Here is a 24,496-nt window from a genome sequence, read left to right as displayed (position 1 = left end):
GTTCAGGTTGTCTTTTGTTTTTGCCGCAGCCGTGCTTCGCGGCGGGTTAAATCGGCTTTGTAGGCCAGCAAGTTGTGCGGGCGGTGCAGTTCCTCCATATGCGCCAGCGCCTGCAAAGCCCGTTGCACGACTTCGTGCGCGTAGCGGTAGTCGCGGCGGCGGTGCTCGAGATGTTTGGCAAATTCGATGAACGGCAGCGGATGAAACGGAAAGCCCTCGATCAAGCGCTGCCACACGCGATTGGCGTCTTCAAAGCGGCGCTGGCTTTTGTAACAAAAGCCGAGCGCGAGATGATCATCGAGGCCGTGCTGCTGGTGTTGCACCAGCTCTTCGAACAATCTGATGCTGGTTTCCAGCTCGCCGGCTTCGCGATAGAGCCGGCCGACTTGCTGCAGTTCCTGCCGCGAGGCGGCATACTGAAAGGGTGATTGCACCAGCCGGCCGATGCAGCCCAGCAGCGCGGCGGTCGTCACGATGTCCTGGCGATTGTGCGCCAGCACCTCGCGAAGTTGATCGGCCTTGCCGGTACGCAGGAAATCAAAATAGATTTGCGGAATCAGCGCGCCGGGCACGTCTTCGCGGCGCTGCACGCCGAGAATCTGCGCTTCGAGATTGCCGAGCGAGCAATCCTGCAGCCGCGCTTTCCACAGCCGGCGCGCGGCGTGCAAAACGTCGACATGCGGCCGGCTGGCGAAATCGAACCGCAGGCGGTGCAACACCGTGCGCGTGAGCAGCAGGGGAATGTCGAAGCTCTTGCCGTTGAAAGTGACCAGGCCGCGGCGCTCAGCGAGGTGGCGTTGCAGCGCCGCCAGCATGGCGCGCTCTTCATGCGGCTGGCGCAGAAAGTATTGCCGCACCACGAAATGATCCTGCTCGAAGTAACCCACGCCCACGAGAAACGCAAGCGTGCCGGAGCCGCCCGCCAGTCCCGTGGTTTCGGTGTCGATGAACAACGCCTCGTCGGGCGCCAGGGCATTGACGCTGTCATCTTTGGCCGCGATGCCGAGCACCGCGCCGGGCAGCTCGCGCAGCCGGGCGAGGGTGATGGCACCGTAAGGCTCGTGCACGGCATAGCGTTGTTCGACGACGAAGCAGCCCTCCTGCTCTCCGCCGCCCAGGAGTTGTTCAAGCGGCGCGACCGGCGGCGGCACGCTGGTTCTGGCCGGCGGCCGCACGCGTTCCAACTCGCGCAGCTTGTCCTTGATGCTCATGGTCATTTGGACTGGTAGGCAGTTTGTGCCATCACTTGAGGTCATCAACAGCTCCGCCGGCGGCCCGGGCGTGGAGTTGTTGTTTGTAAATTTCCCGCAGGCGCAGAAACACCGGCTCATACCGGCCGCTGCGAAAGTCGGGAAAGCTCCACGGCAAGGCGGTGAAATGACCCTTCTCGTAATGCAAGGTCATATCGGCCCAGACGCCCTCGCTGAGGTAAATCTTGTAGCCGTGATATTTCAATGACGCGAGCACGAACTTGTCGGCATCCAAGTAACCCGGATCGAGATTCACGGCGCGTTTGCCGGCGTGGGCAAAGTCCTGTTCGAGGGCGCGGCAGCGCTGTTTGGCGCCGGCCAGCGCTTGCGGCGAAACCAGATGCGCAAACGAAAGGAAGAGACGGTAAAGAGGAGAACCCATCTCGGCATGGTAGTAGTCGGTGAGGTCAAACGGAAAGCGCGGACTGAGGTAGTCGATCTCGCCGAAGGCCTGCACCAGTTCATGCTGCACCGCCGGCAGCAACTCCTCCCGGGCGAACAACATTGCGACAATCAGCTTAACCGGCTTGGGTTCATGCATGTGCGCCATGCCGCAAAATAGACGTTGTCATCCGCGAAAGCAAGGGCTTTTTCGAGCTTGCATGAAACCGCTCGAATGGCTACATTGCCGCCCCAAAATTTTCTTCACCTGAACCGGCGGCCGGCCACCGGCTGCTGCGCCGTCCATGTCTCGCCCCGCCCGCAGGAGGCGGCGCGGCAGGCCGCGGACATTCCCAACAAGTGATCGGAATTCAATGCGAGGACACGAGGTTGCATGAACAGGAGAACTGCCGTTTGTTTTTTGGGGAGCATGCTGACACATTTGCTGGTTTTGCTCGCGCCGGCCTCCGCTCTGCCGGGCGCGGACAGTACTGCGGAGATGCAGCGCATCATCCGCCAATATGATGAATATGTGGCGAAGACTTTGCAGGAGGCCGGGATTCCGGGGGCGGCCATTGCCATCGTCAAAGGCGGCAATCTGGTTTACTTGAAGAGTTTCGGCGTGCGCGAGTTCGGCCGGCCGGAAAAGATCGATCCGCACACCGTCTTCCGCATTGCCTCGGTATCGAAAGGGTTTGCTGCCATTCTCACCGCGCTGTTCGTCGAGGAAGGCAAGCTGCGCTGGGAAGATCCCGTGATCAAGTATCTGCCGCGCTTCTCCCTGCGCGACGACCACAACTCACGCGCGCTGACCGTCACGCATCTGCTGAATCACACCACCGGCTTGCCGCCGCACACTTACGACAATCTCATCGAGGCCCAGGTGCCGATCGAAAGCATCATCGCCCGCCTCAAAGAAGTCCGCACCAGTTGCCGGGTGGGCGATTGCTACGGCTATCAAAACGTGATGTATGGCTTGATCGGCGAAGTGCTGCGCCAGGCCACCGGCTACACGTATGAACACCTGCTGCTCACGCGGCTGCTCGTGCCGCTGGAGATGTATGACGCCTCGACCAGCCGCGAGGAGCTGCTCGCCAGCCGCAATCATGCTTCGCCGCACGTGCGGCGCCACAGCGGCTGGCGGGTGGTGGAGGTCAAGCCCACGTATTACTCCGTGCCCGCCGCGGCCGGCGTCAACGCCAGCATCACCGATCTGGCAAAATGGATGAGCGCGCTGCTCGGCGCACGGCCGGAAGTTCTGTCGCCCGAGGTGGTCCAGCAGGTGACCAAGCCGCTGGTGCGCACACCACGGGAACGCCGCCGGCCGCATTGGAACGGCCACATTCGCTCCGCGCATTACGGCCTGGGCTGGCGCATTTTCGATTACGCCGGCAACACCCTGGTCTTTCACAGCGGCGGCTTGCGCGGTTACGTTGCCCAACTCGCGCTGCTGCCGGAACACAACGTCGGCATGGCGTTGTTGTTGAATTGCAGCGAAAGCAACGGCCTGATGCCGGCATTTCTCGACATGTATCTCGGCTTGAATCGGGGCCAGCACGGCGGGCAGGAACAGTTCGAGGAGCATGATCTCAACTAGCGGAGGGCAACTCCGAAGGGTTTCGTGCCTGCCTTTTCACGGCATTCTAGTTGAAGGAAACAAAACGGAAATCCATCTCATGCAACTGCGAAACGCTGTGCCGATGACGATGTTGTTCTTGCTCCTGCTCGGCACGCCCTCCAGCGCCGCCGCGAGCGACAGCAGCCGCGTGTCCGGCGTGCTGGACGGCTTTCACACTGCCGCCGCTCAGGCGGACGCCGCTCGCTATTTCAGCCACTTTGCGCCATCCGCGGTCTTCCTCGGCACCGATCCCGGCGAACGCTGGACGCTGGCGGAATTCAAAGCCTTCGCCCTGCCTTATTTTGAAAAAGGCCGGGGCTGGACCTACACCGTGCAGTCACGCCACATTCAACTCGCCCCGGATCAGCAAACGGCGTGGTTCGATGAATTGCTGCACAACACCAGCTACGGCCTCTGCCGCGGCAGTGGTGTGCTGGTGAAGATCGCGGGCGAATGGAAAATCGCGCAATACAATCTGTCCATACCGATTCCCAATGCCCTCGCCAGACAAATCGTGGCGATCATCCAACAGGGACAGAAATAGCCGCGGCCGCAGGGCCGCCGCTCACCTTCGAATGCAGGAACGCATGAACTCAACTTCCTCTCCTCTGCAAGCCGCCGGCATCCGCTGGGATCTTTCGGATCTCTACACCGGCGTCGATGATCCCCGCCTCGCCGAGACGCTCCGGCTTGCACTTGCGCGCGCCGGAGATTTTCATCAAAACTACTACGGCAAGATTGCGGCCGGTAGCCTCGCCGCACCGGCGCTGCATGCCGCGCTCGTCGAACTGGAAGAGATTCAAGCCATGATGCTGCGGGCGGAAGCCTATGCCTATCTTGCCTTTTCCGCCGACACGGCCAACGACGCCGGCAAAGCGCTGTACGCCAAGTGCCAGGAACTGCAGGCAAATGTGCAGAACCAAGTCTTGTTTTTCGAGCTTGAGCTGCAACAGCTCGAGGAGCAGGCCTTTGCCGCGTTGCTCGCGCCTCCGGCGCTGGCCGGCTACCGGCACTATCTCACCGGCGTGCGCCTGTTTCAGCCCTACATGCTCTCCGAAAAGGAAGAGCAGATCATCAACAAGAAGGATCTCACCGGCAAGCAGGCGCTGGTGAACTTCTTCACGGAATACACCGCCTCCTTCACCTGGCAGCTCGAAGTCGAGGGCGAACTGAAGACGCTGACCGCAGAAGAGATGCGCCATTTGCTGCGCCATCCCGACGCCGGGCTGCGCGAACGCACCAAGCGCGCTTATGACAGCCGCTACGGCGAGAACGCCATCATCTTCTGCAATGTCTTCAACGCCCTCATCAAGGATCATGCACTCGAAACCGAAATGCGCGGCTACGCCAGCCCGATGGCGCCGGCGCATCTGCGCAACCGCCTCGCGCCGGAAATCGTGGACACCATGATGGCGGTGACCGCGGCGCATTATCCCCTCGCGCAGGAATACTACACGCTCAAGGCCCGGCTGCTCGAGTTGCCCAAGACGCGCGGCTGCGATCTGGTGGCGCCGGTGGTGAAGCAGCGCATGCGCGTTTCGTTCGAGGAGGGCCGGGGTCTCATTCTCAGCGCATTCGAGCGCTTTTCGCCGGAAATTGCGCAACTGGCGGAAGAGATGTTTACGCGGCGCTGGATCGACGCCGAAGTCCGGCCGCACAAGCGCGGCGGGGCTTATTGCCATGGCGTGATTCCGCAGCATCACCCCTACATTTTGCTGAGCTACAACGACGATCTCGACAACGTCTACACCCTGGCACACGAGCTGGGTCATGCCGTGCACAACCTGCTGGCGCGGCGCCACCAGTCGCTGTTCAACTATTATCCCCCGCTGGTCGCTGCTGAAACCGCGTCGGTCTTTGCCGAGATGCTGTTGACCAAAAAACTGCTGCAGGAAGTCAGCGATCGCGACTTTCGCCTCGCAATTCTCACCGGCAAGCTCGAAGATTTGTTCGCCACCATTCACACCCAAAACTACTACACCCTGTTCGAGCTGGATGCCCACCATGCCGGCGCGCAAGAACGCCTGTCCGCCGAGCAATTGTGCGAGTTGTGGGTGAATCGCCGGCAGGAGATGTACGGCGACACCGTTGCTTTTCTGCCCGAGCAAAAATGGTTCTGGTCGGCAATTCCGCATTTCATCCACACGCGCTTCTACTGCTACGCCTACACCTTCGGCGCGCTGTTGGTGCTGGCGCTCTTCCGCCGCTATGAAGAAGAAGGCGCCGCTTTCATTCCCCACTATCTGCGGCTGCTGGAGGCCGGCGGCTCGCAGGAACCGGAGGCGTTGGTGGCGCAGTTGGGCTTCGATATCCGCCGGCCGGCGTTTTGGGAAAGCGGTTTTGCGGTGATCCAGGCCATGCTTGCGGATTTGAAGTCGCTGCTCAAGGAATCATCCGGCACGCATTCGTCATGAAGCTCTTGTTCTCCGAAACGCCGCCCGATTACCAGCATTACATCTTTCCGTATGCCATCTGGGCTTTTCCGGAGGCCGGCGAAACGCCGCGCGATTTCTTTGGCCGCGGCTTCCTGCCCTCCTCCAAGAATCTGGACCGCTACTATCTCTGCCGCAGCTTGCGCATCGCCCTCCCCGAATTCAGTCCCTCTTCGGAAAACCGCCGGATCGTACGCAAGTGCGAAGGCCTCACCCACGAACTGGTGCCGCGCAGCGCCTTCACCTTCACGCCCGCCTGGCGGGACTTCTGCCTGACTTATGCCGACATCAAGTTCGGCGCCGAGGTGATGACCGCCGCCCGCCTCGACAATTTGATGAATTCGAAAATCACCTCCCACCTGCTGATCTTTCGCGACCCTGCCGGGCAGCGCAACATCGGCTTGGTGACGCTCTTTCTCGAACCGCCGTACTTGGCGCAGTACTATTACGCCTTCTATGATCTCAACTATTATCGCCGCAACCTCGGCATCTACATGATGACCACTGCAGTGATGCACTTTGCCGAACAAAACCTCCAGCATCTTTATTTGGGAAGCTGCTATTCGCGCAATGCGCTCTACAAGACGCAATTCAGCGGCGCCGAATTCTTCACTGGTGCCGGCTGGTCGCGCGACCTCGACGAGCTGAAATATCTGATCAGCCGCAGCCAGCAACCGCAAACGCAGCATCTCTTCGAAAGCGAAGATTATTTGCACCGTTTCTACGACGGCGACCTCGGCCGCGCAGTCGAGCGCTCGCTGTTTCACCTCGAATAACCCCGCCGTCACCGGACAGAATTCTGTAAGTCTCTCCCTCCCGGTTGCAGCAGTTGACCGCACCGCAAAACTCATCACACGCAAGCCGGCGGCGGCATACGCCTTGCATAAATTGCCGGCGGCGCAAGTGCGCGCCATCTGATCCATTCAATTTGCAGTGATTTGCGCCGGCAGCCGGCGCCGCGGCTCTGCCACGAATGTAATTGCCGCCGGAAACGTAATTCGTACCCGCGCGACCGCGCAGTCTTTGCGGCTTGATTCGTTTGCAACCTGGCGGCTGCGCAAGGTCTCTGCAGTGTGAATTCATTGTACCAATGAGCAAGGGCTTTCTCCCGCGGATCGAAACAACCCAACCGACAAAAGTCCTTTTCGTCTGCTGATTTGTTTCCATTCGTGGGCGCTTCCCTGCTGAGAATTCGCAATCACTTTTGTGCTACAAGGATTGGACAACACCTCGCTTCCACCTTATTGAAAGGACTTCAATATGCACCTGCGTTTACTGCGTTCGGCTGCAGCGATGTTCTTCCTGCTGTTGTTCGTGGCCTTCCAAAACGGGCACGCGCAATTCAGTATCCAGCCTTATGTGCAGAACACCGCGACCAACAAAGCCGTGGTGATATGGTACACCAGCAGCAGTCAATCGGGCTTTCTGCGCTATGGCCGGGAAATGGGGCAATGGCTCAACACCTTGCCGACGCCCAGCGGCACGCGCCATCGCGTCGAGATCACGAATCTCAATCCCAACACCAAATACTTCTATGAAGTCGGCTCCGGCAACGCGGTACATGTCACCGGTGAGCTTTATTTCTTCCGCACGCATCCCAAGCCGGGCGCGCGCGTGCCCTTCCGCTTTTTTGCCTTCGGCGATTTCGGCGACGGCTCGGACACGCAAATGGCCACTGCCGCGCAGTTGATCAAACAGGATCGCCGCCATCAATTCGCGCTGTTGTTGGGCGACATCATCTACAGCAGCGGTTCGCGCGACAAATATCTGAGCGACTACTTTCCGGTTTATCAAGACCTCATCCGCCACAGCGCCTGGTGGCCGACGCTGGGCAATCACGACATCAAATCCAACGGCGGCGCCGCCTATTTTGAATTCTTCGAAACGCCGGCCAACAATCCGAGAAAAATCGAAAACTACTACTCGTTCGACTACGCCAACGCCCACATCGTCTCGCTGGACGATGAGCTGCATTTCTCCGGCAACGATCTGCAGCAGCAATTGGATTGGGTGAAGAAAGATCTCGCCGACGCCAAGAATCGCGGCCAGCAGTGGCTCATCGCCATGTGGCACAAGCCGCCCTACAGCGCCGGCACCCACGGCGACGATGAGGACATTCAGAAATACTTTGTGCCGATCATGGACGAGCACGGCGTCGATTTGGTTTTGTGCGGCCATTCCCATGTGGCCGAGCGCTCATTTCTGCTCAACAACAATCGCATCGTGAACAAGGACCTGAACAGCTATCCCAAGGACGGTTTCAAGCCCGGGACAATCTACGTCGTGTCCGGCGCCGGCGGCAAAACCGGCAGTGTCGATCCGCACCCGTTGATGGGCTTTCAACTCGGCGACGTCACCGGCTTCGAGAGCATCTACATCAACGGCGATACCTTGATCGGCGAATGGATGAACGACAAAGGGGAAAGAAAGGATCGTTTCACCATGATCAAGAGCGGCAGCGGCCGGCCCACGCTGGTGCAGGTCCCGGATGAGGCGATCACGCCCGGCCAGTTTGCGATGCACTATCCCAATCCGTTTCACGCCAGCGCGCCGGGAGCGGGACTGCACCTCCGCTTCAGCATCACCAGCCCTGCGCCAGTGCATGCCGCGATTTACGACATGCTCGGCCGGGAGCTGGCGCGCCTGAGCAACGGCGAGATCCACGCGGCGGGCGAGCATGAACTGCGCTGGAAAGGCCGGGATGAAACCGGCCGAGTCGCGGCCCGGGGCGTTTACTTCTATCGCGTGCAAGCAGGCAATCGCGTGCATTCCGCCAAGGTGTTGGTGCTGCCGTAAAACGAAAAAGCCGGCCGAACGGTGTGCAACGAAATCTCTCTGGCACCAACTCCCACCAAAAAAGGCTCGCGGCCTGGAACATTCCGGGCAACGAGCCTTTTGACTTCAACAGCGGGTTGAGCGACCGGCTGCAACACGAAGCGCAGGTGGGAAACCTATCCAGAGGGCACGGCCGCCGGTTTATTCATCACCGGCTTCCGGCTCTTCCTTCTCGCCTGCCGGGCAGCAGCGATATTCCCGCGATTTCTCCAGCAGCTCGATCTGCTTCTTGAGCAGCTCGTTCTCCAGGCGTTTGCGCTCGATCGCGAGTTGAATCTCACGATCGACCGCCGGCTCGCAGATATCGCATTCATCCAAACAGCCTTTGACGATCACGCCGGGGGTCGGCAGCGAAGAGCGCGATTCGAAGGAAAGCTGGAGCTTGGCTTCCGGCGCAATGTCACCGCCTACTTTGTCCAACAAGCCTTCTTGCACTAATTCCTGATCGACTTGTTGCAACGCCAGCGCGCGGACTTCCGGAGCGAAAGGCTCTTCCAGCGGCAGGTTTGCGCCGAACACCGCGGCCCGCGTCGCAAAACCGGCGGTGCGCTGGCCGCGAAACTCGAAGGCAAAGTTGCGCTCGGCCACCACGCTGGCACGCGCCGCGTTCTCGAGCTCCAGCCGTTTGCCGTCGGTGGCCCGCACGCTTTCAGGCAGGGCGGTGACGCCGGTGCGCGGGATGGGCAGGTTGGGGCTGACGCGGCTATTGTCCACCGGATCGATGACGCGGCGGGTGATGGCCTCGATCTCGAACTTCACCGTCTGAATTTTGTTGATCTGGTAAAACAGAAAGGTGATGGCGCGGCAGCGGTTGGGGTTGGAAAACTCCCGCGAGGCCGATTCAAAATGATCCTGCGTTTCGCCCTCACTGTGGGTACGATTGGAGACTTCACCGATCGAGACCGAGCTGGCGGCGCGCGTGGCCAGTTCCGAGCGGGAATGCGAGGCCTGGGCGTGGCTCCTGAGCTCATGCGCAAAGGTGTTGATCGAGCTGGAATTGTAGGAGCCGCTGGCATTCGCCTCGCCGCCCCACAGCGAAGTCAAACCGGCGTCGGCATGGCCTTCAAAGGCGCTCTGCGATTGATGCGTGTCGGTGGCATTCTGGTTGACGCTGACGTCGTTCATCGACTGCGCCACCATGTTCATGTAGACGCGCGATTCCGACATCTGGGTGTGGCGATAGCTCAGCTTGCTCTCGCTGTCGAAACTGAAACGCGTGCGGCGATCCTGCGAAAACAGCTTCACCTTCTCGCCGGGCAGCAGCGTGGTGGAATAAGCCAGGTCGCCGAGCGCCAGCGGACCGTCGCAGCGCTCGAAGCGGGCGCGCAAAGTCACTTCCACCGGCACGATCAGCCGGCGGTCGTTGATGATGACCTCCGTGTTGCGCGTGAGGCGGTAGGCAAAGCGCATCACATCGCATACCGGTTCGGTTTCCAGGTCAGGGCAGCAGGGGATTTTGGAGGCCGGGATAAGATCTTTGGTGTGGGCCATGGTGGTGACTCCTTCACATTGAAAGTATTGGGAAAGTGTGAGTTGTTGGAGAATACCGAACGATTTCGGATTCGCCCCGGTGAAGCGGCCCTGAGGAGGAACGGCGAAGCGAAGGTCTGTGTTTCTCCAGTAAACGAATAGATGCTGTCGCGCGCCAGAATTCTCGTGACATTTTCACAACAATTCAGCTTTCCGGACGGTGCGTTCCAACTCTGAACAATGTTTCGGGAGAGACGCAGGTGGTGCGCGCTTGCCACGTCGCACGCGCGCAGCAGGCCAAGGCCGGGGCCGGCAATTGCCGTGAAATCAGCCCAAAGCTGCGGCCGGTTGGCCGCTAAAAGGAGAAGCCGGCAGCACCAGGCCAATTGACGAGGTTGGCGTAACGTTTGCCAACTGCCGCATTCAACGCTGGCGGCGCAGCCGGCAACGCCACAGCATGCCCGGCAGAACTGGCCGCCGGCGCCGACCAGCAACACCATCCAGGAGTCAAGGGACTCTGATTCCTCATTTCTTTCTCACCTCGATTCAGTCAATCTTGGGAAGCAACTGCGCAACTTTGTCCGGGCTGGCCGGGTGAAGTACGCAGGTCTGCTCTGAGGCCACATATCTTTTCAGGAAAGGTAATCGCCAATGTTTCGCGAGGTACGGCGCCGTGCCCGGAGATGGGTCATTTTGTTCGGCTTGGGATTCCTGCCTGCTATACCGGCGCTCCATTCCCAGACTCTGCCGGCGCCCCACGTAGATTCACTGCGGCAGGCCATGCAACTGCCGGAAGCCGTGCGCGTGCGCTGGGCCACCAGCCACAACAGCGTGGACACCATCCACGTCAGCGATGATTTCAACCGGCCGGAAATCGGCGAGCATTGGACCTACGACAAACGCTATTGGACGATCAAAGACGGCGAGCTGGTGCTGACGCCCGCGGCCATCTATGGCTGGCGCTATTTGGCACTGTTCGAACCGGTGTTCAACAAGCCCGGGCTGACCGTGCACGAGGTTTCGTATCGCTGGGGCCGGGCGGCTGATTCGATCGGCATCAAAGAGGGCGCGCACGCGTTGATGATCGACACGCTCGCCACCACCGGCAGCGGCTACTGGTTGTGGCATCGCACCAACTGGCACGAAGTGTGGCTGTGGATCATTCGCTATGGCACATGGGAATACCGCTGGGGCCAGGGCAAGAGTGTGGATCAGCAGAAAGCGCAGGTGCGCAACCCCAAAGCCGGCGACCGGGTGCGCGCCGTGATCCGCAACCGTCCCGCCGCGGTCTATTTCGATTACTTCGTCAACGACAGCCTCGATGCCACTTGCTCGGATTCCACCAAGGAGTTTGCCGGTAACGACCGCTGGTATGCCGGCGTGTTCATTCACGGCGAGCAGCTCAACAACGCCGTAGATGATTTCACCATCTCCTGGCTGCAACCGGACAAGATTGCGCCGGCCGCCGTGACGGATTTGCGCGGGGTGGACAGCAGCTCCTCCGCGCTCACGCTCGAGTGGCGGACGCCGGGCGACAACAACTGGGAGGGGCAGGCTGAACGCTACGAAATTCGCTACTCCACCGCGCCCATTACCAAAGAGAATTTTGCCGCCGCGCAATTGTTGCCCGCACCGCCCGTGCCCAAACGCGGCGGCGAGCTGCAGCGCGTGCGCCTCGAGGGTTTGCAGACTTATGAAACCTACTATGTCGCGCTGCGTGCTTTCGATGAAACCGGCCTCGCCAGCGGCCTCTCCAACGTGGCCAAATTGCGCACGCGCGGAGACGGCATTGCCCGGCAACTGGCGCTCGCCGGCGATTGCAACCAGAGCGGTGAAGTCGGGCAGACGCTACCGCTGCCGATCGAGGCACTGGTGACCGATCGCTTTGGCGCGCCCGTCACCGGCTTCGCGGTGCAGTTCGCCGTGATCGCCGGCAACGGCAATCTGCATGGCGAGGCCAGCCGCACGATTTTGACCGACGGCCACGGCCATGCCCGCACCACTTGGACGCTCGGCCCCACGCCCGGAAAGCAGGAAGTCGAAGTTCGCGCCAATGGTTTGACCGGCTCGCCGGCGCGATGTGTGGCCACCGCCACGACCGGCAGCCTGGCGCAAGCCAGTATTGTCAGCGGCGGCAGGCAGGTCGTTTCTGCCGGCCGGGCTTCCGCGCCGCTGGTGGCGCGCTTCAGTGATGATTTCGGCAATGGCATTGCCGGCGGCGCGGTGAAGTTTGCCGTCGTTTCCGGCGGCGGCCGCTTGGCCGATGGTCAAACCACAAAGCAGGCAGTCACCGATGCCAACGGCGCCGCGGCGGCCACGTGCCGCGCGAGTGAGGTGTATGGCGATTCCACTGCCATCATCGCCTCGCCGGCAGCCAGTTCAACGCCGGCGGTGCGATTTCTCATCAAGACCGCGGCGCCGGACTCAATGGCCGCAGCCGGCGGGAACAATCAAACCGCTTTCGCCGGCGCGACTCTACCGGAACCGCTGGCCGTGCAGGTGTTCGATGCCAACGGCATACCGGCCAAAGATTTCGCCGTCACGTTTCGCATCGTCTCCGGCGGCGGCAAATTTGACAACGACACCACCCAAGTCCGCGTGCACACCGACACCAGCGGATTGGCGCGCGTGAAATGGACCCTGGGCAAAAATGCCGGCAACCAGCAAGTGAATGCCAAAGCGGAATTCAACGGCGTGAAACTGCTCAGCTCGCCGCTCTCCTTCTTTGCCGTTGCCAAACCAGCATTGGTCAGCCCCACGCTCTCGCGTCTGGTGGTGACTCCGCAAACCGGCCTGCCGGCGGACAGTCAAGCCGTGGCGACGATCACCGTCACGCTGCGCAATGAACTCAACCAACTCGTCAGCGGTCAGGGCGTGCGCGTAACGGTGTCCGGGCAGCAAAACCTGCTGGCGCCGGCCAGCGCGGCAACTGATGCCTACGGCAAGGCGGTGTTCAAATTGCGCTCACAGCGCGCCGGCCGCAGAATTGTCTCAGCTTATCTGTTATCACCGCTGATGAAACTGGCTGACAGCGTGCAGGTGGAGTTTGTCGCGTTGCCGGCGGTGTCATTTGAAAAGGCGGGGGGAGATCAACAGAGCGGCGTGATCAATCAACCATTGACAGCGCCGGTGGCGGTGCGCTTGCGCGACAAACTCGGCAATCCGCCGGAGCCCACGGCAGTGAAATTCGAAGTAACGGCGGGCGGCGGCGGCGTGTTCGCCAATGGCAGCGGCACGTTCAAGTCGGACAGCAATGGCGTGGCGCAAGCGCGGTGGCAGTTAGGTCCGGGAGTGGGATTGAACCGTCTCAGCGTCAGTGTGCCCGGGCTGTCCACCCCGGCGCTCACATTCACGGCACTGGCGTTGATCACCGCGGTGGAAGATCGAGACGCCGGCAGCGTGCCGATGCAATTCGCCTTGCGGCAAAATCAGCCCAATCCTTTCAATCCGGAAACGAATATTCCTTTTGATTTGCCGGAAGCGGCGCAAGTGCGGTTGGAATTGTACGACATGAGCGGCAGGTTGGTGAGAGTTTTGGCGGAAGGCGAGAAGCCGGCCGGCTCGCATCTACTGCGCTGGGACGGCCGCGATCAGGCCGGACAAGCGGCGAATTCCGGGGTTTATCTTTTTCGCTTGCAGGCGCGGGCGCGGCACAGCGGCGAGGTTTTCACCGCCACCCGCAAGCTTTTGCTGTTGAAATGAGCCTCGCCCGGGCGCTCGGAGCGCCCGGGCGATCAAAGTGATCTAGTGCTGCGCCTCGAGTTTCTCGATCAAAAAGAAAATCTTCTCCGTGCGCAATTGCTGCGCGTCGATCATCTTGATGAGATCGCGATGCCCCGGCTTGGAGATTTGAATCACATGATTCTGCCGGCGCGAAACGTAAGTGACCAGCGGTGATTGCCCGAGATACCGGTCATCCACGATCACGTCAGCGCCGGAGGGGACGGTGTTGATCTGCAATGCGATTTTGCCCTCTGCTGGCGGTGCGGCCAGAGCCGGTTCCGCCGGCGGCAAGGGTGCGGGCAAAGCCGGCGCCGGCGCAGCTTGCGGTTGGGGAATCTCCGTCGCGGCGGGCGCAGGAACAATCAACACCGCCGGCGCCGGCTCTTGTGCCGGGGCGCTCTCGCGCACGGCTGCCGGCTGCGCGGGAAGCGGCACGGTGGCAATCTCGTTTTGGCGACTTGCTGCCGGCGCGGCGGCAGGCACACTGGCGGATTCTCGCGCCAGCGGCTGGGCGCTTTCCGTGAAGAAATTCTTCTTTCTCACCAGACTGCCGTCGGAATTCTTCTCGAGCGTGATGGTGAGCAGCGTCACATGGCCGGGATAGATTCTGACCTGGCCGTCGTGCGTCTCCAACTCGAATTCTTTTTCCTTCCAAAACGACTTGGCGCGAAAGACTGCCCTCACTTGGTAAACCCCCTCTGCCAGCGAAAGCTCGAAAACTTCATTGCGCGGCTGGCGTTCGGCCGTTCGCTGCGGCGGCATTCTCTTGCCGTTGAGATAGAGCGCGACTTCGCCTTTGCTGTTGCGTTGATCGCGAACGTTGTTGATTTGCACGATCAAGGACGGCTGGCCGACGGACGGTGCAGCGGCAAGGGCACCGGCGAAACGGCCGGCAAGCAGAATGACCATCAGAGGCAGCAGCACATGGTAACGGCGGTTGGTGATCATGACTCTTTCCATTCAAGAAGATGAGCCCCTGCACGCCCAGCCTGGGCTGCCGGCGTGATGAAGAAGATTGTTGGTATTCGTTCGAACCGCGAGGACCGGAACCAAGACCCGTTCACCGCGCAAGCTCACCAGGTCAGGCTGCCGTTGCGGCCGAGCGTGGGTTCGCCGGCCACGATGAGAATGCCGTTGTTGAACGGATCGCGCAGGCTGAGCAAGCCGGGTTTCTGCTGAAACATCCAGTCGTTGCGCTCGAGGCGGCTTGCCACCAGCGCCAATTCGGTTTCATTCGGCACGCAAATGGTGAGATAGCGCAAGCCGCGGGCGTCGGAGGGTGCAGGCGGTACGCCCCTGCCCGCCCAGGTGTTCAATCCCAAATGATGATGATAGCCGCCGGCCGCAAGAAAGATGGCTTCGGTTCCGTAGCGCGTGGTCAAAGCAAATCCCAAAATCTCGCGATAGAAGTGCTCGGCGTTTTCCAGATTGCCGACTTGCAGATGCACATGGCCGATGCGCGTGCCGGGATGCAATCCTTCCCACGTAATTCTGCCGCGTCCCAATTCCGCCAGCAGCAAATCCAAATCGAGGGCTTCGGTGGTCATCAGCAACTGGCCTTCCTGCCATTGCCAGTCGCTGCGCGGCCGGTCGGCGTAGATTTCGATGCCGTTGCCGTCGGGATCCGCGAGGTAGATCGCTTCACTCACCAGATGATCCGAGGCGCCCTGCAGCGGGTAGCGCATATCGAGCAGATGATGCAGAGCGCGCGCGAGATCGTAGCGGCCCGGCACCAGAATCGCGAAATGATACAAGCCTGCGCTGTTGAGCGGCCGCGGCTTGGCATCGGGCAGCAGGGTGAGCGCGAGCAGGGGATGCGAGCCGTCGGCGGACAGCCAGGTAGTGCCGCGCTGGCTCTGCAGAATTTTCAGGCCGAGCAGGTTGCTGTAGAAATTCAGCGATTGTTTCAAATCCGCAACCGTGAGATGCACCGGCCCCATGCGTGTATCGGGGTGCATAGCGAACCTATCCCAAAAAGTTGATCTTGATTGCAGGGAATCGCGATAGTTCAAGGTCGAGACTCCGTCCTGGAATGTTGAGGCGTTGGCACCGGCGTCACTCCTGACAGCCGCACGTCTTCTGCCGCGCAGTCCGAGGTTGGGGTGCAGAGGAATGAAGTGCTGCGGCGTTCATGATTTCCGATCGTTTCAACACTGCAGCAAGCGGCGACAAAATAGTTCTATTTCATCAAAAAGTCAATTCGCGGATTGGTTTTGTTTCGATAGCTCGCCTGTTGGCGGAGGCCTGCACTGCTTGCCATCTCAGAAGATGACGGCACCCGGGTACGTCAGGGCTGGCGCCGGGCACTGCGCGCGTAAGGATATGGCAGGCTGGACGCACGCATCAACTCACCGAGCAGGTAGTGCGAGCCGGTAACGCAGAGCAAATCGTTGCTCCGGCAGCGTGTGCGCGCGGCCTGCAGGGCTTCGCTGCCGTCAGCGCACGCGCGCGCCTGCAAGCCCAGGGCGCGGGCGTGTTGCAGCAATTCGCGGCTGGGCAGGGCGCGATCGGCTACGGCCGTGGCGAAAAAAAACTCCGGCTGCAGCGGCAGCCAGGTGCGCAAAACTTTGGCCACAGACTTGTCGTTCAGCAACGCCATAACCACCTTCAGCCGCCGATCGGGAAAGAGTTCCCGCAGCGTGCGGGTGAGCGCGCGCATGCCGTCGGCATTGTGCGCGGCATCCAGCAGGATCGCCGGTGAGCCGGGCAGAAGTTGCAGCCGCGCCGGCCAATGTGTGTGGGACAAACCCGCGCGAATGGCCTCATCAGAGAGCGGAAAACCGGCGCGGCGCAGCAGCCGGGCGCCGCAAACCGCCAGAGCCGCATTGCGCACCTGATGCAAGCCCAGCAGGTTCAAACGCAGATCAGGATAATCAATATCGTGCGCGGCCGAACGAAGATCGAAGCTGGTACCCTCCGCCGCCAATCGCACCTTTGAGATTTTCACACTCCGGTGAACCTCGAGCAGCGGCGCCCGCAGTTCGCGGCAGCGCGCCGCAATGACGGCAGCCGCGGGCGGTGGCAGCACGCCGCTCACGCACGGTCGCCGCGGTTTGATGATGCCGGCCTTCTCGGCTGCAATCGCCGCCAGGGTCTTGCCGAGGTAATTCTGATGCTCCAGACTGATGGAAGTGATGACGCTGATTTCCGGCATGATGATATTGGTGGCATCCAGCCGGCCGCCCAAGCCGGTCTCGATGATTGCCAAATCGACCTGCTGCTCGGCAAAGTATTTGAACGCGAGCGCGGTCAAGACTTCAAAGTAGGTGGCTTGCAGGGCGTCGACCTGCGACCGGCAGGAACGCAGCAGCGCTTCGAAATCGCGGCCGCGAATGGGCCTGCCGTTGATTTGAATGCGTTCGTTGAGGTGGACCAAGTGCGGGGAGGTGTAGAGTCCCACACGCAGGCCGGCCGCCTGAGCAATTGCGGCCAACATCGCCGCGGTCGAGCCTTTGCCGTTGGTGCCAGCAAGATGAACGGAGGGGAAAGCACGCTGGGGATTCCCGAGAAACCGGGTGAATTTTTGAATGCGCTGGAGACCGAGTTGCCAGCCGAAAAATCCCAGCTTATCCAAATAGGCTGCGGTGCGGCTACTTATGGCCATTTCAGAGGTTGACATGGTTTGGTTTGAAATGAGGTTGATTGTCGGAGGTGCCGGAGCGCTCTGTTCAGTGGAGGAGCCGGCGGCGATTGAAATTGCTGCGCAAACGGCCGACAATATGCAAAACTTTTCCGTTTTCTGGAAGCTTTTTGCATATCCTTGCGCCGGGCGTGAAGTGGCCGTGGCAAGTCATCGCGGCAGTGGCGGCTGGTGTACAAGTTTAACTTCATTGAAATCGTGTGGGACAAAACACGGTTTTAGGACCAGCCTGGCGCTGAATGGATGCGTTTATTCTTCCAGCAGCATGGCATAGGCCTTGCAAAGGGTATTTCTCTGGTAAAACAACATCTTGCGCAAACGATGACGCCATCCCCAAGAGCCAAAATCTTGCTGTTCCTTGCGCTGCTCCTGCCGGCCACCAGCAGCTACAGCGGCGCATTCGGAAATATTTCAGGTTTCGTGCGAGACAAGGAGACAAACATCCCCCTGCCGGGCGCGAACATCGTGGTGGAGGGCACCAATTTTGGCGCCAAGGCCAGCAAGCACGGGTATTACATCATCTACAATCTGCCGGTCGGCAGCTACAACCTGCGCGTGAGCATGATCGGCTACAGCTCGCTGAAGCTGACCGAAGTCGAAGTGAAAACCGACCTCAACACCAGCCTCGATATCGATCTCACCAGCCGGGTGCTCAACACTTCTGAGGAAATCGTGGTAACGGCGCCGCGCGTACAGATTTTCCGCGACCTGATGTCGAGCACCGAATATCTCAGCGAAGAAGCGATTGCTGAAACCACACCCGGACTGACTTATCACGACAAACTGGCGCTGGTGCCGGGCTATGTCGCCAATCACATTCGCGGCAGCCGCAGCAGCAACGTGCAGTATTTGATCGACGGCCTGCCGGCCTCCGGCGCGATGACGCGCGCCGCGGCTTTCACCATTCCCACCAGCGCGATCGCGGAGATGGTGGTGCAGACCGGCGGCTTCAGCGCGGAATACGGCAATGTCACCTCGGGCGTCATCAACATCATCACGCGCGAAGGCCGCAACGACTTTTTCGGCGCGCTCAAGCTCGCGCAAGATCTGCCGGCCCGTCGCGATTGGACCTATGACAATGCCCGGCGCGCCGAATTTGCCGTGGGCGGGCCGCTCAAACTCGGTCTGGGCGGACCGCTGATCGATTCCAATTATCTGATTTCCGGCAGTGCCTATCTCACCGACACGCCTTACCGCAAGGAACTCCGGCGAACCTTCCACACGCCGGTGATTTTCAATTATGATCTGAATTCCAAGCTGATGCTGCGGCTGTCCAGCAATCTTTTTCTACGCTGGCAGGGCTTGTTTTCCAATTGGGAATGGCGGCAATACGATGCAGCTTGGGCCGGCCGCCTGTCGGCGCTGCCCAAGCGCTTCAACAACAACAGCCGGATGGATCTTTCCATCATCCAAACGCTGAGCGCAGAGACCTTTTACAAGCTGGAATTCAGCGCGCTGCGCTTGCGGCGGCGCGTCACCGGCACGATCGCCGGCGAGGAAACCACCAACCTCATCCTCGACCAATCGCAATCACTGGCCGAAGTGTGGCAGGGAGCGGTCGAACCCTGGTGGGAAGATTTGCGCGAGCAGCACTATCTCGGCCGCCTCAGCCTGGTGCGGCAATTGAATCCCATCCATCAGTTCCGACTGGGATTCGAGACCAATCTGTGGCAAATCTCGCTCAACCGCGACCGCTTTTTGCTGTGGCCCAATGGCCGCTCGGCGGAGAGTTTGGTTTACAGCCGCTATCAAGATTCGTTTCGACGCAACCCGTATGCGCTCGCCGCTTATTTCCATCACAAGATCGAGCTGCCCGGTTTCCTGGCAACCATGGGCGTGCGCGCCGAGTATTTCTCGGCCAACACCAAACCGGCGCTGCTGCCTTCTGAAGCCGCATTCGCGGTGCCCAATGATTCCATCACCGTGCCGGAGCCGCGCCAGGAAAAATTTCACTTCACCCTGGCGCCGCGGCTCGGCATCGCCATTCCCATCGGCAACATCGAACACCTGGCGGTGAACTACGGCTGGTTTTTCGAGTTGCCGCCGTTTTACTACTTATACACCAACCCAGCGGGCAGCGTCGGCGCCCGCTGGCCGATCTTCGGCAACAGCAACATCAAGCCGATCCGCGCCAAGGCTTGGGAGCTGACTTACCGCCGCGTAATCGCCGAATACTCCACCTTCACGCTCACCGGCTTTCTGCGCGATTTCGATGATTTGATCGACACCTTTCCCTACGCCAACCAACCCACGCGCTTCGAGAATCAACAACAGCCGGTGTTTCGCTATGAAAATCGCGCCAAAGCCAGCACCAGCGGCCTGGAGGCGGCGTATTCGCATCGCTTCGGCAGCACGCTGCAAACGAGCCTGGCCTACACCTATTTGACCAGCACCGGCACCGGCTCCTGGCCGGAATCCACGCTGTTGAGCCGCAGCCGCAACGAAATTCAGCGCAGCCATCTGGAAGAGCCTTTGGCTTGGGATCAACGCCACGCCTTCAAGCTGCGGCTTGCCTACCACACGCCTCGTGGCTTCCTGGTGAGCCTGCTCGCCAAAATCAATGGTCCGGCGCGCGCCATCGAGTGGCTGAGCAACAAAGAGACTGCGCTGGGCTGGCGCCATTTTCTAGATATAAAACTGGCCGGCCCGAAGCTGCAGCGGCTGGGGCTGCCGGTGGCGCCGTTTTTGGAAGTGCGCAATTTGCTCGATCAACGAAGCGCAGACCCGGATCAGGGCGGCATTGATTTCAGCCAACCCACGCTGGAATTTCAAGAACACTACGGCCGCCGGCTTTGGGTGGGCATCAGCTACAAATGATCGGGCTTCGCGGTTGTGGCATTCCCGTCTCTTCCCTTCGCGACTCTTATCCTGCACCGAACCGAAGAAGATGTTCCGCGCGGCTGCTTCGCTCCAGCGGTCAGGGTTACCATGAAAAAAGACGTGGCCTTTTCGCCGTCCTCCCGAATGGATCCCTTGAATACTCAGGCGCAGCACCGCGCCTGACCAGATCAGGTCAACCCTCATGCCATGCCACCAGCCGGTATCGGGCAGAGGAGGTGGCTGGCAGCGGGGCTGTCGGTGGAGTGGAGTCATCGCCCAGCCACTGCGGCATTGCTTACGCTCAACCTTTTGTCTTGCATTTTTAAGAGGTGATTTCTATTTTGCGGCCATTCTGACGGCATCCGGTGAGTGAACATCCGTGGGCATTTCATGCGCTACACTGCACACCCATTGACGGCCAATCCGCACCAGCTTTTCCAAATGCCATTCTTCCCACTCAATCACTGCTGCGCCGCGCCATAATGTCGGATTGAAGGACAGCCGGCCAAGCACGTTCTCACTAACTGCTTGCAATCGCAAAGGAGTTTCAAGTCATGTGTGGCATCGTAGGCTATGTCGGAGAAAAACCGCTGGTTCCGCTGTTGATCGAGGGCTTGAAGCGTCTGGAGTATCGCGGCTATGATTCCGCCGGCATTGCGATCGTCTCAGACGGCAAACTCAGAGTCGAGAAACAAGCGGGCAAAATCTCGAACCTGGAGCGCCGGGTGGATGGCGTCGCGCTGCCGGGCAGCGTCGGCATTGCCCACACGCGCTGGGCCACGCACGGCGTTCCCAACGACGTCAATGCGCACCCCCACACCGACAGCAAGAGCCGCATCGCGCTGATTCACAACGGCATCATCGAAAACTTCTTGGCGATCAAGCGTGAGTTGACCAAGAAGGGCCACACCTTCCGCTCCGAGACCGACACGGAAGTGCTGGTGCACCTGATTGAGGAGTTTCTCACCGAGGGTCTGAAGTTCGAAGAAGCGGTGCGCGCCGCGCTGGCGCAAGTGCAGGGCACCTACGGCATCGCGGTGGTTTCGCACGACCATCCCGACACCATCATTGCGGCACGGCGGGGCAGCCCGCTGGTGGTCGGCATCGGCGAGGGCGAGTACTTCGTCGCTTCGGATGCCACCGCCATGGTCGAGCACACCAAGAACGTCACCTATCTCGATGACGGCGAGATGGCGGTGCTGACGCGCAGCGGCGTGCAGATCAAGACCATCGACAATCAACCGGTGACCAAGGCCATCGAGCGCATCGCCTTCGACATCGAGCGCATCGAGAAGGGCGGCCATGATCATTTCATGATGAAGGAGATCATGGAGCAGCCGCGCACCATCGAAGACGCGCTGCGCGGCCGTCTGCTCGTGGAGGAAGGCATGGCGCGGTTGGGCGGCATCCGCCACGAGATCGATTCCCTGCTCTATGCCCGCCGCATACTGCTCACCGCCTGCGGCACTTCCTGGCACGCCGCGCTCATCGGCGAATACATGCTGGAAGAGTTCGTGCGCATTCCGGTGGAGGTGGAGTATGCCAGCGAATTCCGCTATCGCGATCCGGTGCTCGATCAGGACACGGTGGTGATGGTGATCAGCCAGTCGGGTGAAACCGCGGATACGCTGGCGGCGCTGCGCGAGGCCAAGCGCAAAGGCGCGAAAGTGCTGGGCATTTGCAACGTGGTGGGTTCGTCCATCGCGCGCGAGACGGATGCCGGGGTGTATTTGCATGCCGGCCCGGAAATCGGCGTGGCTTCGACCAAAGCCTTCACGTCCCAGGTGACGGTGCTGTCGCTCATCACTCTGCTGCTGGCGCGCATGCGCAACATGTCGGCGAGCAAGGGCCGCGAAACGGTGCAGGCGATGCAGGCGCTGCCGCGGCAGGTCGAGCAGATTCTGCAACAGCGCGAGCAAGTGCGGGAAATCGCGAAGATCTATCACCAATCGGGCAATTTTCTCTATCTCGGCCGCGGCTACAATTTCCCGGTGGCGCTGGAAGGCGCGCTCAAGCTCAAGGAGATTTCCTACATTCATGCCGAGGGCTATCCCGCGGCGGAAATGAAGCACGGCCCGATTGCCCTGATCGATGAAAACATGCCGGTGGTGTTCATTGCCACGAAGGATTCGACCTACGACAAGATCATCAGCAACATCGAAGAGGTGCGTGCCCGCCGGGGCCGCGTGATCGCAATCGCCACGGCCGGCGATCAGGAGATCAAACGCCACACCGATCACGTCATCTACATCCCGCCGACCATCGAAATGCTGATGCCCATCCTCACCATCATTCCACTGCAACTGCTGGCGTATTACATCGCCATCCTGCGCGGCTGCGACGTGGATCAACCGCGAAATCTAGCCAAAAGTGTAACGGTCGAATGAGATCTCTATCCGCCCTTTCCGGTTATGCCTGGCTTCTGCTGGGCATTGCTGTTTCTACTGCGGTTTCCCAGGAGACCCTGCGCGACAAGAAACTGCAATTCCAGCGTGGCGTGACCGCCTACAACCAGGGCAATTATGCGCTCGCACTTGACCAGGCCGCGCGCACCGTGGCGCGCGGCGCGCAGGATGAGCTTTACACCTCGGGATTATATCTGCAGGCGCGCTGCCATTTTCAGTTGGGCCAGTACAGCCAGACGAGCGAGGCGCTCAATCGCCTGCTGGAGGCATACCCCAAGAGCCGTCACGCGGATCAAGCGCATTTTCTGCTCGGCATGACCGCCTTCAAAGAGGCCAACTACGCGGAAGCGGCGAGTGAATTCATCTGGGTGCTGGATTTTGCCGAAACGCCGGCGTTGCGCGAACCCGCCGCCCGCTACGCCCAAACCCTGTTTGATGATTATCTCCAGCCCAGTGACTTGCGCCGCAAACTGCGCCGCAGCTATTTGGGCGAAAACGGCCTCGCGTTGGTGGCGATCGCGCTCGCCAAAAACGAATATGCGCAGGGCCGCCGTGCAGAGGCGCAAAAGATCGTCGACACCTTCCTGCGCGCGCATCCCAACACCCGTTTCACCCGCCAACTGGAGCAGCTCCGCACGGCGCCGCAGCAGGAGCTCAACACGCCGGTGCGCATCGGCGTCATCGTGCCGCTGAGCGGCATGGATGCCGAGGCCGGCCAGGCGCTTTATCGCGGCATGCGCTACGCGCTGCGAACGCGCAGCGGCAACAGCCGGCCACTGGCGCAAGCAGGCGCAACCGGCATCTTGCCCGTTGCCGACAATCTCCCGGTCGAGTTGGTGGTGCGTGATTCGGAGAGCAGCGTGGTGGGCGCGCTCAAGGCGGCGCAGCTTCTGTTGAGCGATCCCAGCATCGTGGCGCTCATCGGCGAGTATGAAAATTCCGCGAGCAGCGCCATCGCGGCGCTGGCGCAGGAGAAGAGCATTCCCATTCTCGTGCCGGTGTCGACCGCCAACGGCATTGCCGAGCTGGGCGAGTACGTGTTTCAAATGAATGCCAACCGCGAGAGGAAAGGCCGCGCCCTGGCCGAGTATGCCGTGCGCTATCTCAACTGCCGCCGGTTTGCAACCTTCGCCCCGCAGGATGAATACGGCCAGCAGATGACCGATGGTTTGAGCGCCGCGGTGGACAGCCTGGGCGGCCAGATCATCACCCAGAAATGGTATTATGAAGGCACGGAGGATTTCGGCAAGCAGTTCAAGGGCATCCGCGCCGCGGCATTCGAATTGAGCCTGGCGGACACCTTCAAGCTCAACCCGAGTTACCGCTCGTTGAAGGGCATCCGCAATGCCGCCATGGTCGAAGAAGTGGCCACGCCGGTCACCAGCATTCACGCGCTGTTCCTGCCGTTGTACCATGAGGACATCACCTTGATCGCGCCACAGCGCGCTTACTACAACATCCAAGGCCTGCTGCTCGGCGGCGACGACTGGCAGTGGATTGCACCCGAGCGCATGCGCGAGCTGCGTTCCTACATCGACGGCGCGGTCTTCCCCAGCGATTACTATGTCGACTGGCAAAGCGAGCGCGGCCGGCAATTCCGCACTGCCTATCGCAAGCTCACCGGCGCCACGCCCGAGCGCTTTGACGTCATGGGGTATGATGCCGGCAGCCTGTTGCTGCATTGCGTGGAACGCGGCGCCCGCAAGCCGGATCAGATGCGTGATGCGCTCGCCCAGATTGACGACTACCCCGGCATGAAGGGCGAGATCAGTTTCAAGAACTCCGACCGGGTCAACAGCCGTGTGAATATTCTGCAAATTCTCAACGCGGAGATCCGGCGGGTGAAGTAGGCTGTTCCGGTCGTCCGAACATTCTGACCAATGATCTAATTGACGGAACCTCGCGTTCGGACGAACCTTTAT

At 60.5% G+C, this 24,496-nt stretch carries 17 protein-coding genes; 10 read left to right on the top strand and 7 right to left on the bottom strand.

Annotation, left to right across the window (positions count from 1 at the left end; genetic code table 11):
• Nucleotides 1-2 precede the first annotated feature (2 nt).
• Both L6R21_20370 and L6R21_20365 read right to left on the bottom strand, forming a co-directional pair.
• A complete protein-coding gene (locus L6R21_20370) occupies nucleotides 3-1,217 on the bottom strand; it encodes a ribonuclease H-like domain-containing protein (protein MCK6561559.1) in 1,215 nt (404 codons plus the stop codon).
• Nucleotides 1,218-1,242: 25 nt separating this feature from the next.
• Nucleotides 1,243-1,791, bottom strand: a complete 549-nt coding sequence (locus L6R21_20365) for a DUF4416 family protein (protein ID MCK6561558.1) — start codon at nucleotides 1,789-1,791, stop codon at nucleotides 1,243-1,245.
• A 234-nt stretch (nucleotides 1,792-2,025) separates the two neighbouring features.
• Here L6R21_20365 and L6R21_20360 point away from each other — a divergent pair, with 234 nt between their 5' ends.
• From L6R21_20360 to L6R21_20340, 5 genes are all read left to right on the top strand, one after another.
• On the top strand, nucleotides 2,026-3,228 hold the full coding sequence (locus L6R21_20360; protein MCK6561557.1) for a beta-lactamase family protein: 1,203 nt from the start codon (nucleotides 2,026-2,028) through the stop codon (nucleotides 3,226-3,228).
• A gap of 79 nt (nucleotides 3,229-3,307) precedes the next feature.
• Nucleotides 3,308-3,793 (top strand): nuclear transport factor 2 family protein, encoded by a 486-nt coding sequence (locus L6R21_20355; GenBank protein MCK6561556.1) that lies wholly within the window; start codon nucleotides 3,308-3,310, stop codon nucleotides 3,791-3,793.
• A 43-nt stretch (nucleotides 3,794-3,836) separates the two neighbouring features.
• Entirely contained in the window at nucleotides 3,837-5,663 is a 1,827-nt protein-coding gene (locus L6R21_20350; GenBank protein MCK6561555.1) for a M3 family oligoendopeptidase, read from the top strand.
• Nucleotides 5,660-6,457, top strand: coding sequence for a hypothetical protein (locus tag L6R21_20345; GenBank protein ID MCK6561554.1), 798 nt, complete (start codon nucleotides 5,660-5,662; stop codon nucleotides 6,455-6,457). The genes L6R21_20350 and L6R21_20345 overlap by 4 nt, the downstream gene beginning before the upstream one ends.
• Before the next feature lie 484 nt (nucleotides 6,458-6,941).
• Entirely contained in the window at nucleotides 6,942-8,477 is a 1,536-nt protein-coding gene (locus L6R21_20340; GenBank protein ID MCK6561553.1) for a metallophosphoesterase, read from the top strand.
• A 180-nt stretch (nucleotides 8,478-8,657) separates the two neighbouring features.
• Here L6R21_20340 and L6R21_20335 read toward each other — a convergent pair whose 3' ends face one another.
• Together L6R21_20335 and L6R21_20330 are read right to left on the bottom strand one after the other, a co-directional pair.
• Nucleotides 8,658-10,007 carry a hypothetical protein gene (locus tag L6R21_20335; protein ID MCK6561552.1) on the bottom strand — a complete coding sequence of 450 codons (1,350 nt, stop codon included), beginning with the start codon at nucleotides 10,005-10,007 and terminating at the stop codon, nucleotides 8,658-8,660.
• Nucleotides 9,926-10,486, bottom strand: a complete 561-nt coding sequence (locus tag L6R21_20330; GenBank protein MCK6561551.1) for a hypothetical protein — start codon at nucleotides 10,484-10,486, stop codon at nucleotides 9,926-9,928. The genes L6R21_20335 and L6R21_20330 overlap by 82 nt, the downstream gene beginning before the upstream one ends.
• A 280-nt stretch (nucleotides 10,487-10,766) precedes the next feature.
• On the opposite strand from L6R21_20330, the gene L6R21_20325 reads away from it, so the two are divergent.
• Entirely contained in the window at nucleotides 10,767-13,688 is a 2,922-nt protein-coding gene (locus L6R21_20325) for an Ig-like domain-containing protein (protein MCK6561550.1), read from the top strand.
• Between the two features lie 42 nt (nucleotides 13,689-13,730).
• Here L6R21_20325 and L6R21_20320 read toward each other — a convergent pair whose 3' ends face one another.
• The 3 genes from L6R21_20320 to L6R21_20310 all read right to left on the bottom strand — a co-directional run bounded on the left by L6R21_20320 (nucleotide 13,731) and on the right by L6R21_20310 (nucleotide 17,328).
• A complete protein-coding gene (locus L6R21_20320) occupies nucleotides 13,731-14,657 on the bottom strand; it encodes a PEGA domain-containing protein (GenBank protein ID MCK6561549.1) in 927 nt (308 codons plus the stop codon).
• Between the two features lie 125 nt (nucleotides 14,658-14,782).
• Nucleotides 14,783-15,667, bottom strand: coding sequence for a VOC family protein (locus L6R21_20315; protein ID MCK6561548.1), 885 nt, complete (start codon nucleotides 15,665-15,667; stop codon nucleotides 14,783-14,785).
• Between the two features lie 329 nt (nucleotides 15,668-15,996).
• A complete protein-coding gene (locus L6R21_20310) occupies nucleotides 15,997-17,328 on the bottom strand; it encodes a bifunctional folylpolyglutamate synthase/dihydrofolate synthase (protein ID MCK6561547.1) in 1,332 nt (443 codons plus the stop codon).
• On the opposite strand from L6R21_20310, the gene L6R21_20305 reads away from it, so the two are divergent.
• The 4 genes from L6R21_20305 (at nucleotide 17,327) to L6R21_20290 (ending at nucleotide 24,424) form a co-directional block, all read left to right on the top strand.
• Nucleotides 17,327-17,623, top strand: coding sequence for a hypothetical protein (locus L6R21_20305; protein ID MCK6561546.1), 297 nt, complete (start codon nucleotides 17,327-17,329; stop codon nucleotides 17,621-17,623). The genes L6R21_20310 and L6R21_20305 overlap by 2 nt on opposite strands.
• 74 nt (nucleotides 17,624-17,697) lie before the next feature.
• Nucleotides 17,698-20,166, top strand: coding sequence for a TonB-dependent receptor (locus L6R21_20300; GenBank protein ID MCK6561545.1), 2,469 nt, complete (start codon nucleotides 17,698-17,700; stop codon nucleotides 20,164-20,166).
• Between the two features lie 557 nt (nucleotides 20,167-20,723).
• Nucleotides 20,724-22,556, top strand: a complete 1,833-nt coding sequence (gene glmS, locus L6R21_20295; protein MCK6561544.1) for a glutamine--fructose-6-phosphate transaminase (isomerizing) — start codon at nucleotides 20,724-20,726, stop codon at nucleotides 22,554-22,556.
• Nucleotides 22,553-24,424 carry an ABC transporter substrate-binding protein gene (locus L6R21_20290; GenBank protein ID MCK6561543.1) on the top strand — a complete coding sequence of 624 codons (1,872 nt, stop codon included), beginning with the start codon at nucleotides 22,553-22,555 and terminating at the stop codon, nucleotides 24,422-24,424. The genes glmS and L6R21_20290 overlap by 4 nt, the downstream gene beginning before the upstream one ends.
• The last annotated feature ends 72 nt before the right edge of the window (nucleotides 24,425-24,496 follow it).

Source organism: bacterium (genome assembly GCA_023150945.1).
Taxonomy (GTDB): domain Bacteria; phylum Zhuqueibacterota; class Zhuqueibacteria; order Zhuqueibacterales; family Zhuqueibacteraceae; genus Coneutiohabitans.
Note: the sequence above shows the minus strand (reverse complement) of the source record. Positions and strands in the feature narration are given on the sequence as shown.

What these genes read in the sequence shown, in the direction of transcription:
- glmS (MCK6561544.1), top strand. Translation starts at nt 20,724, where the DNA reads ATGTGTGGCATCGTAGGCTATGTCGGAGAAAAACCGCTGGTTCCGCTG.
- L6R21_20365 (MCK6561558.1), bottom strand. Translation starts at nt 1,791, where the DNA reads ATGCATGAACCCAAGCCGGTTAAGCTGATTGTCGCAATGTTGTTCGCC.
- L6R21_20325 (MCK6561550.1), top strand. Translation starts at nt 10,767, where the DNA reads ATGCAACTGCCGGAAGCCGTGCGCGTGCGCTGGGCCACCAGCCACAAC.
- L6R21_20340 (MCK6561553.1), top strand. Translation starts at nt 6,942, where the DNA reads ATGCACCTGCGTTTACTGCGTTCGGCTGCAGCGATGTTCTTCCTGCTG.
- L6R21_20345 (MCK6561554.1), top strand. Translation starts at nt 5,660, where the DNA reads ATGAAGCTCTTGTTCTCCGAAACGCCGCCCGATTACCAGCATTACATC.
- L6R21_20310 (MCK6561547.1), bottom strand. Translation starts at nt 17,328, where the DNA reads ATGTCAACCTCTGAAATGGCCATAAGTAGCCGCACCGCAGCCTATTTG.
- L6R21_20330 (MCK6561551.1), bottom strand. Translation starts at nt 10,486, where the DNA reads ATGGTGTTGCTGGTCGGCGCCGGCGGCCAGTTCTGCCGGGCATGCTGT.
- L6R21_20315 (MCK6561548.1), bottom strand. Translation starts at nt 15,667, where the DNA reads ATGCACCCCGATACACGCATGGGGCCGGTGCATCTCACGGTTGCGGAT.
- L6R21_20290 (MCK6561543.1), top strand. Translation starts at nt 22,553, where the DNA reads ATGAGATCTCTATCCGCCCTTTCCGGTTATGCCTGGCTTCTGCTGGGC.
- L6R21_20360 (MCK6561557.1), top strand. Translation starts at nt 2,026, where the DNA reads ATGAACAGGAGAACTGCCGTTTGTTTTTTGGGGAGCATGCTGACACAT.
- L6R21_20370 (MCK6561559.1), bottom strand. Translation starts at nt 1,217, where the DNA reads ATGACCATGAGCATCAAGGACAAGCTGCGCGAGTTGGAACGCGTGCGG.
- L6R21_20305 (MCK6561546.1), top strand. Translation starts at nt 17,327, where the DNA reads ATGGTTTGGTTTGAAATGAGGTTGATTGTCGGAGGTGCCGGAGCGCTC.
- L6R21_20355 (MCK6561556.1), top strand. Translation starts at nt 3,308, where the DNA reads ATGCAACTGCGAAACGCTGTGCCGATGACGATGTTGTTCTTGCTCCTG.
- L6R21_20320 (MCK6561549.1), bottom strand. Translation starts at nt 14,657, where the DNA reads ATGATCACCAACCGCCGTTACCATGTGCTGCTGCCTCTGATGGTCATT.
- L6R21_20335 (MCK6561552.1), bottom strand. Translation starts at nt 10,007, where the DNA reads ATGGCCCACACCAAAGATCTTATCCCGGCCTCCAAAATCCCCTGCTGC.
- L6R21_20350 (MCK6561555.1), top strand. Translation starts at nt 3,837, where the DNA reads ATGAACTCAACTTCCTCTCCTCTGCAAGCCGCCGGCATCCGCTGGGAT.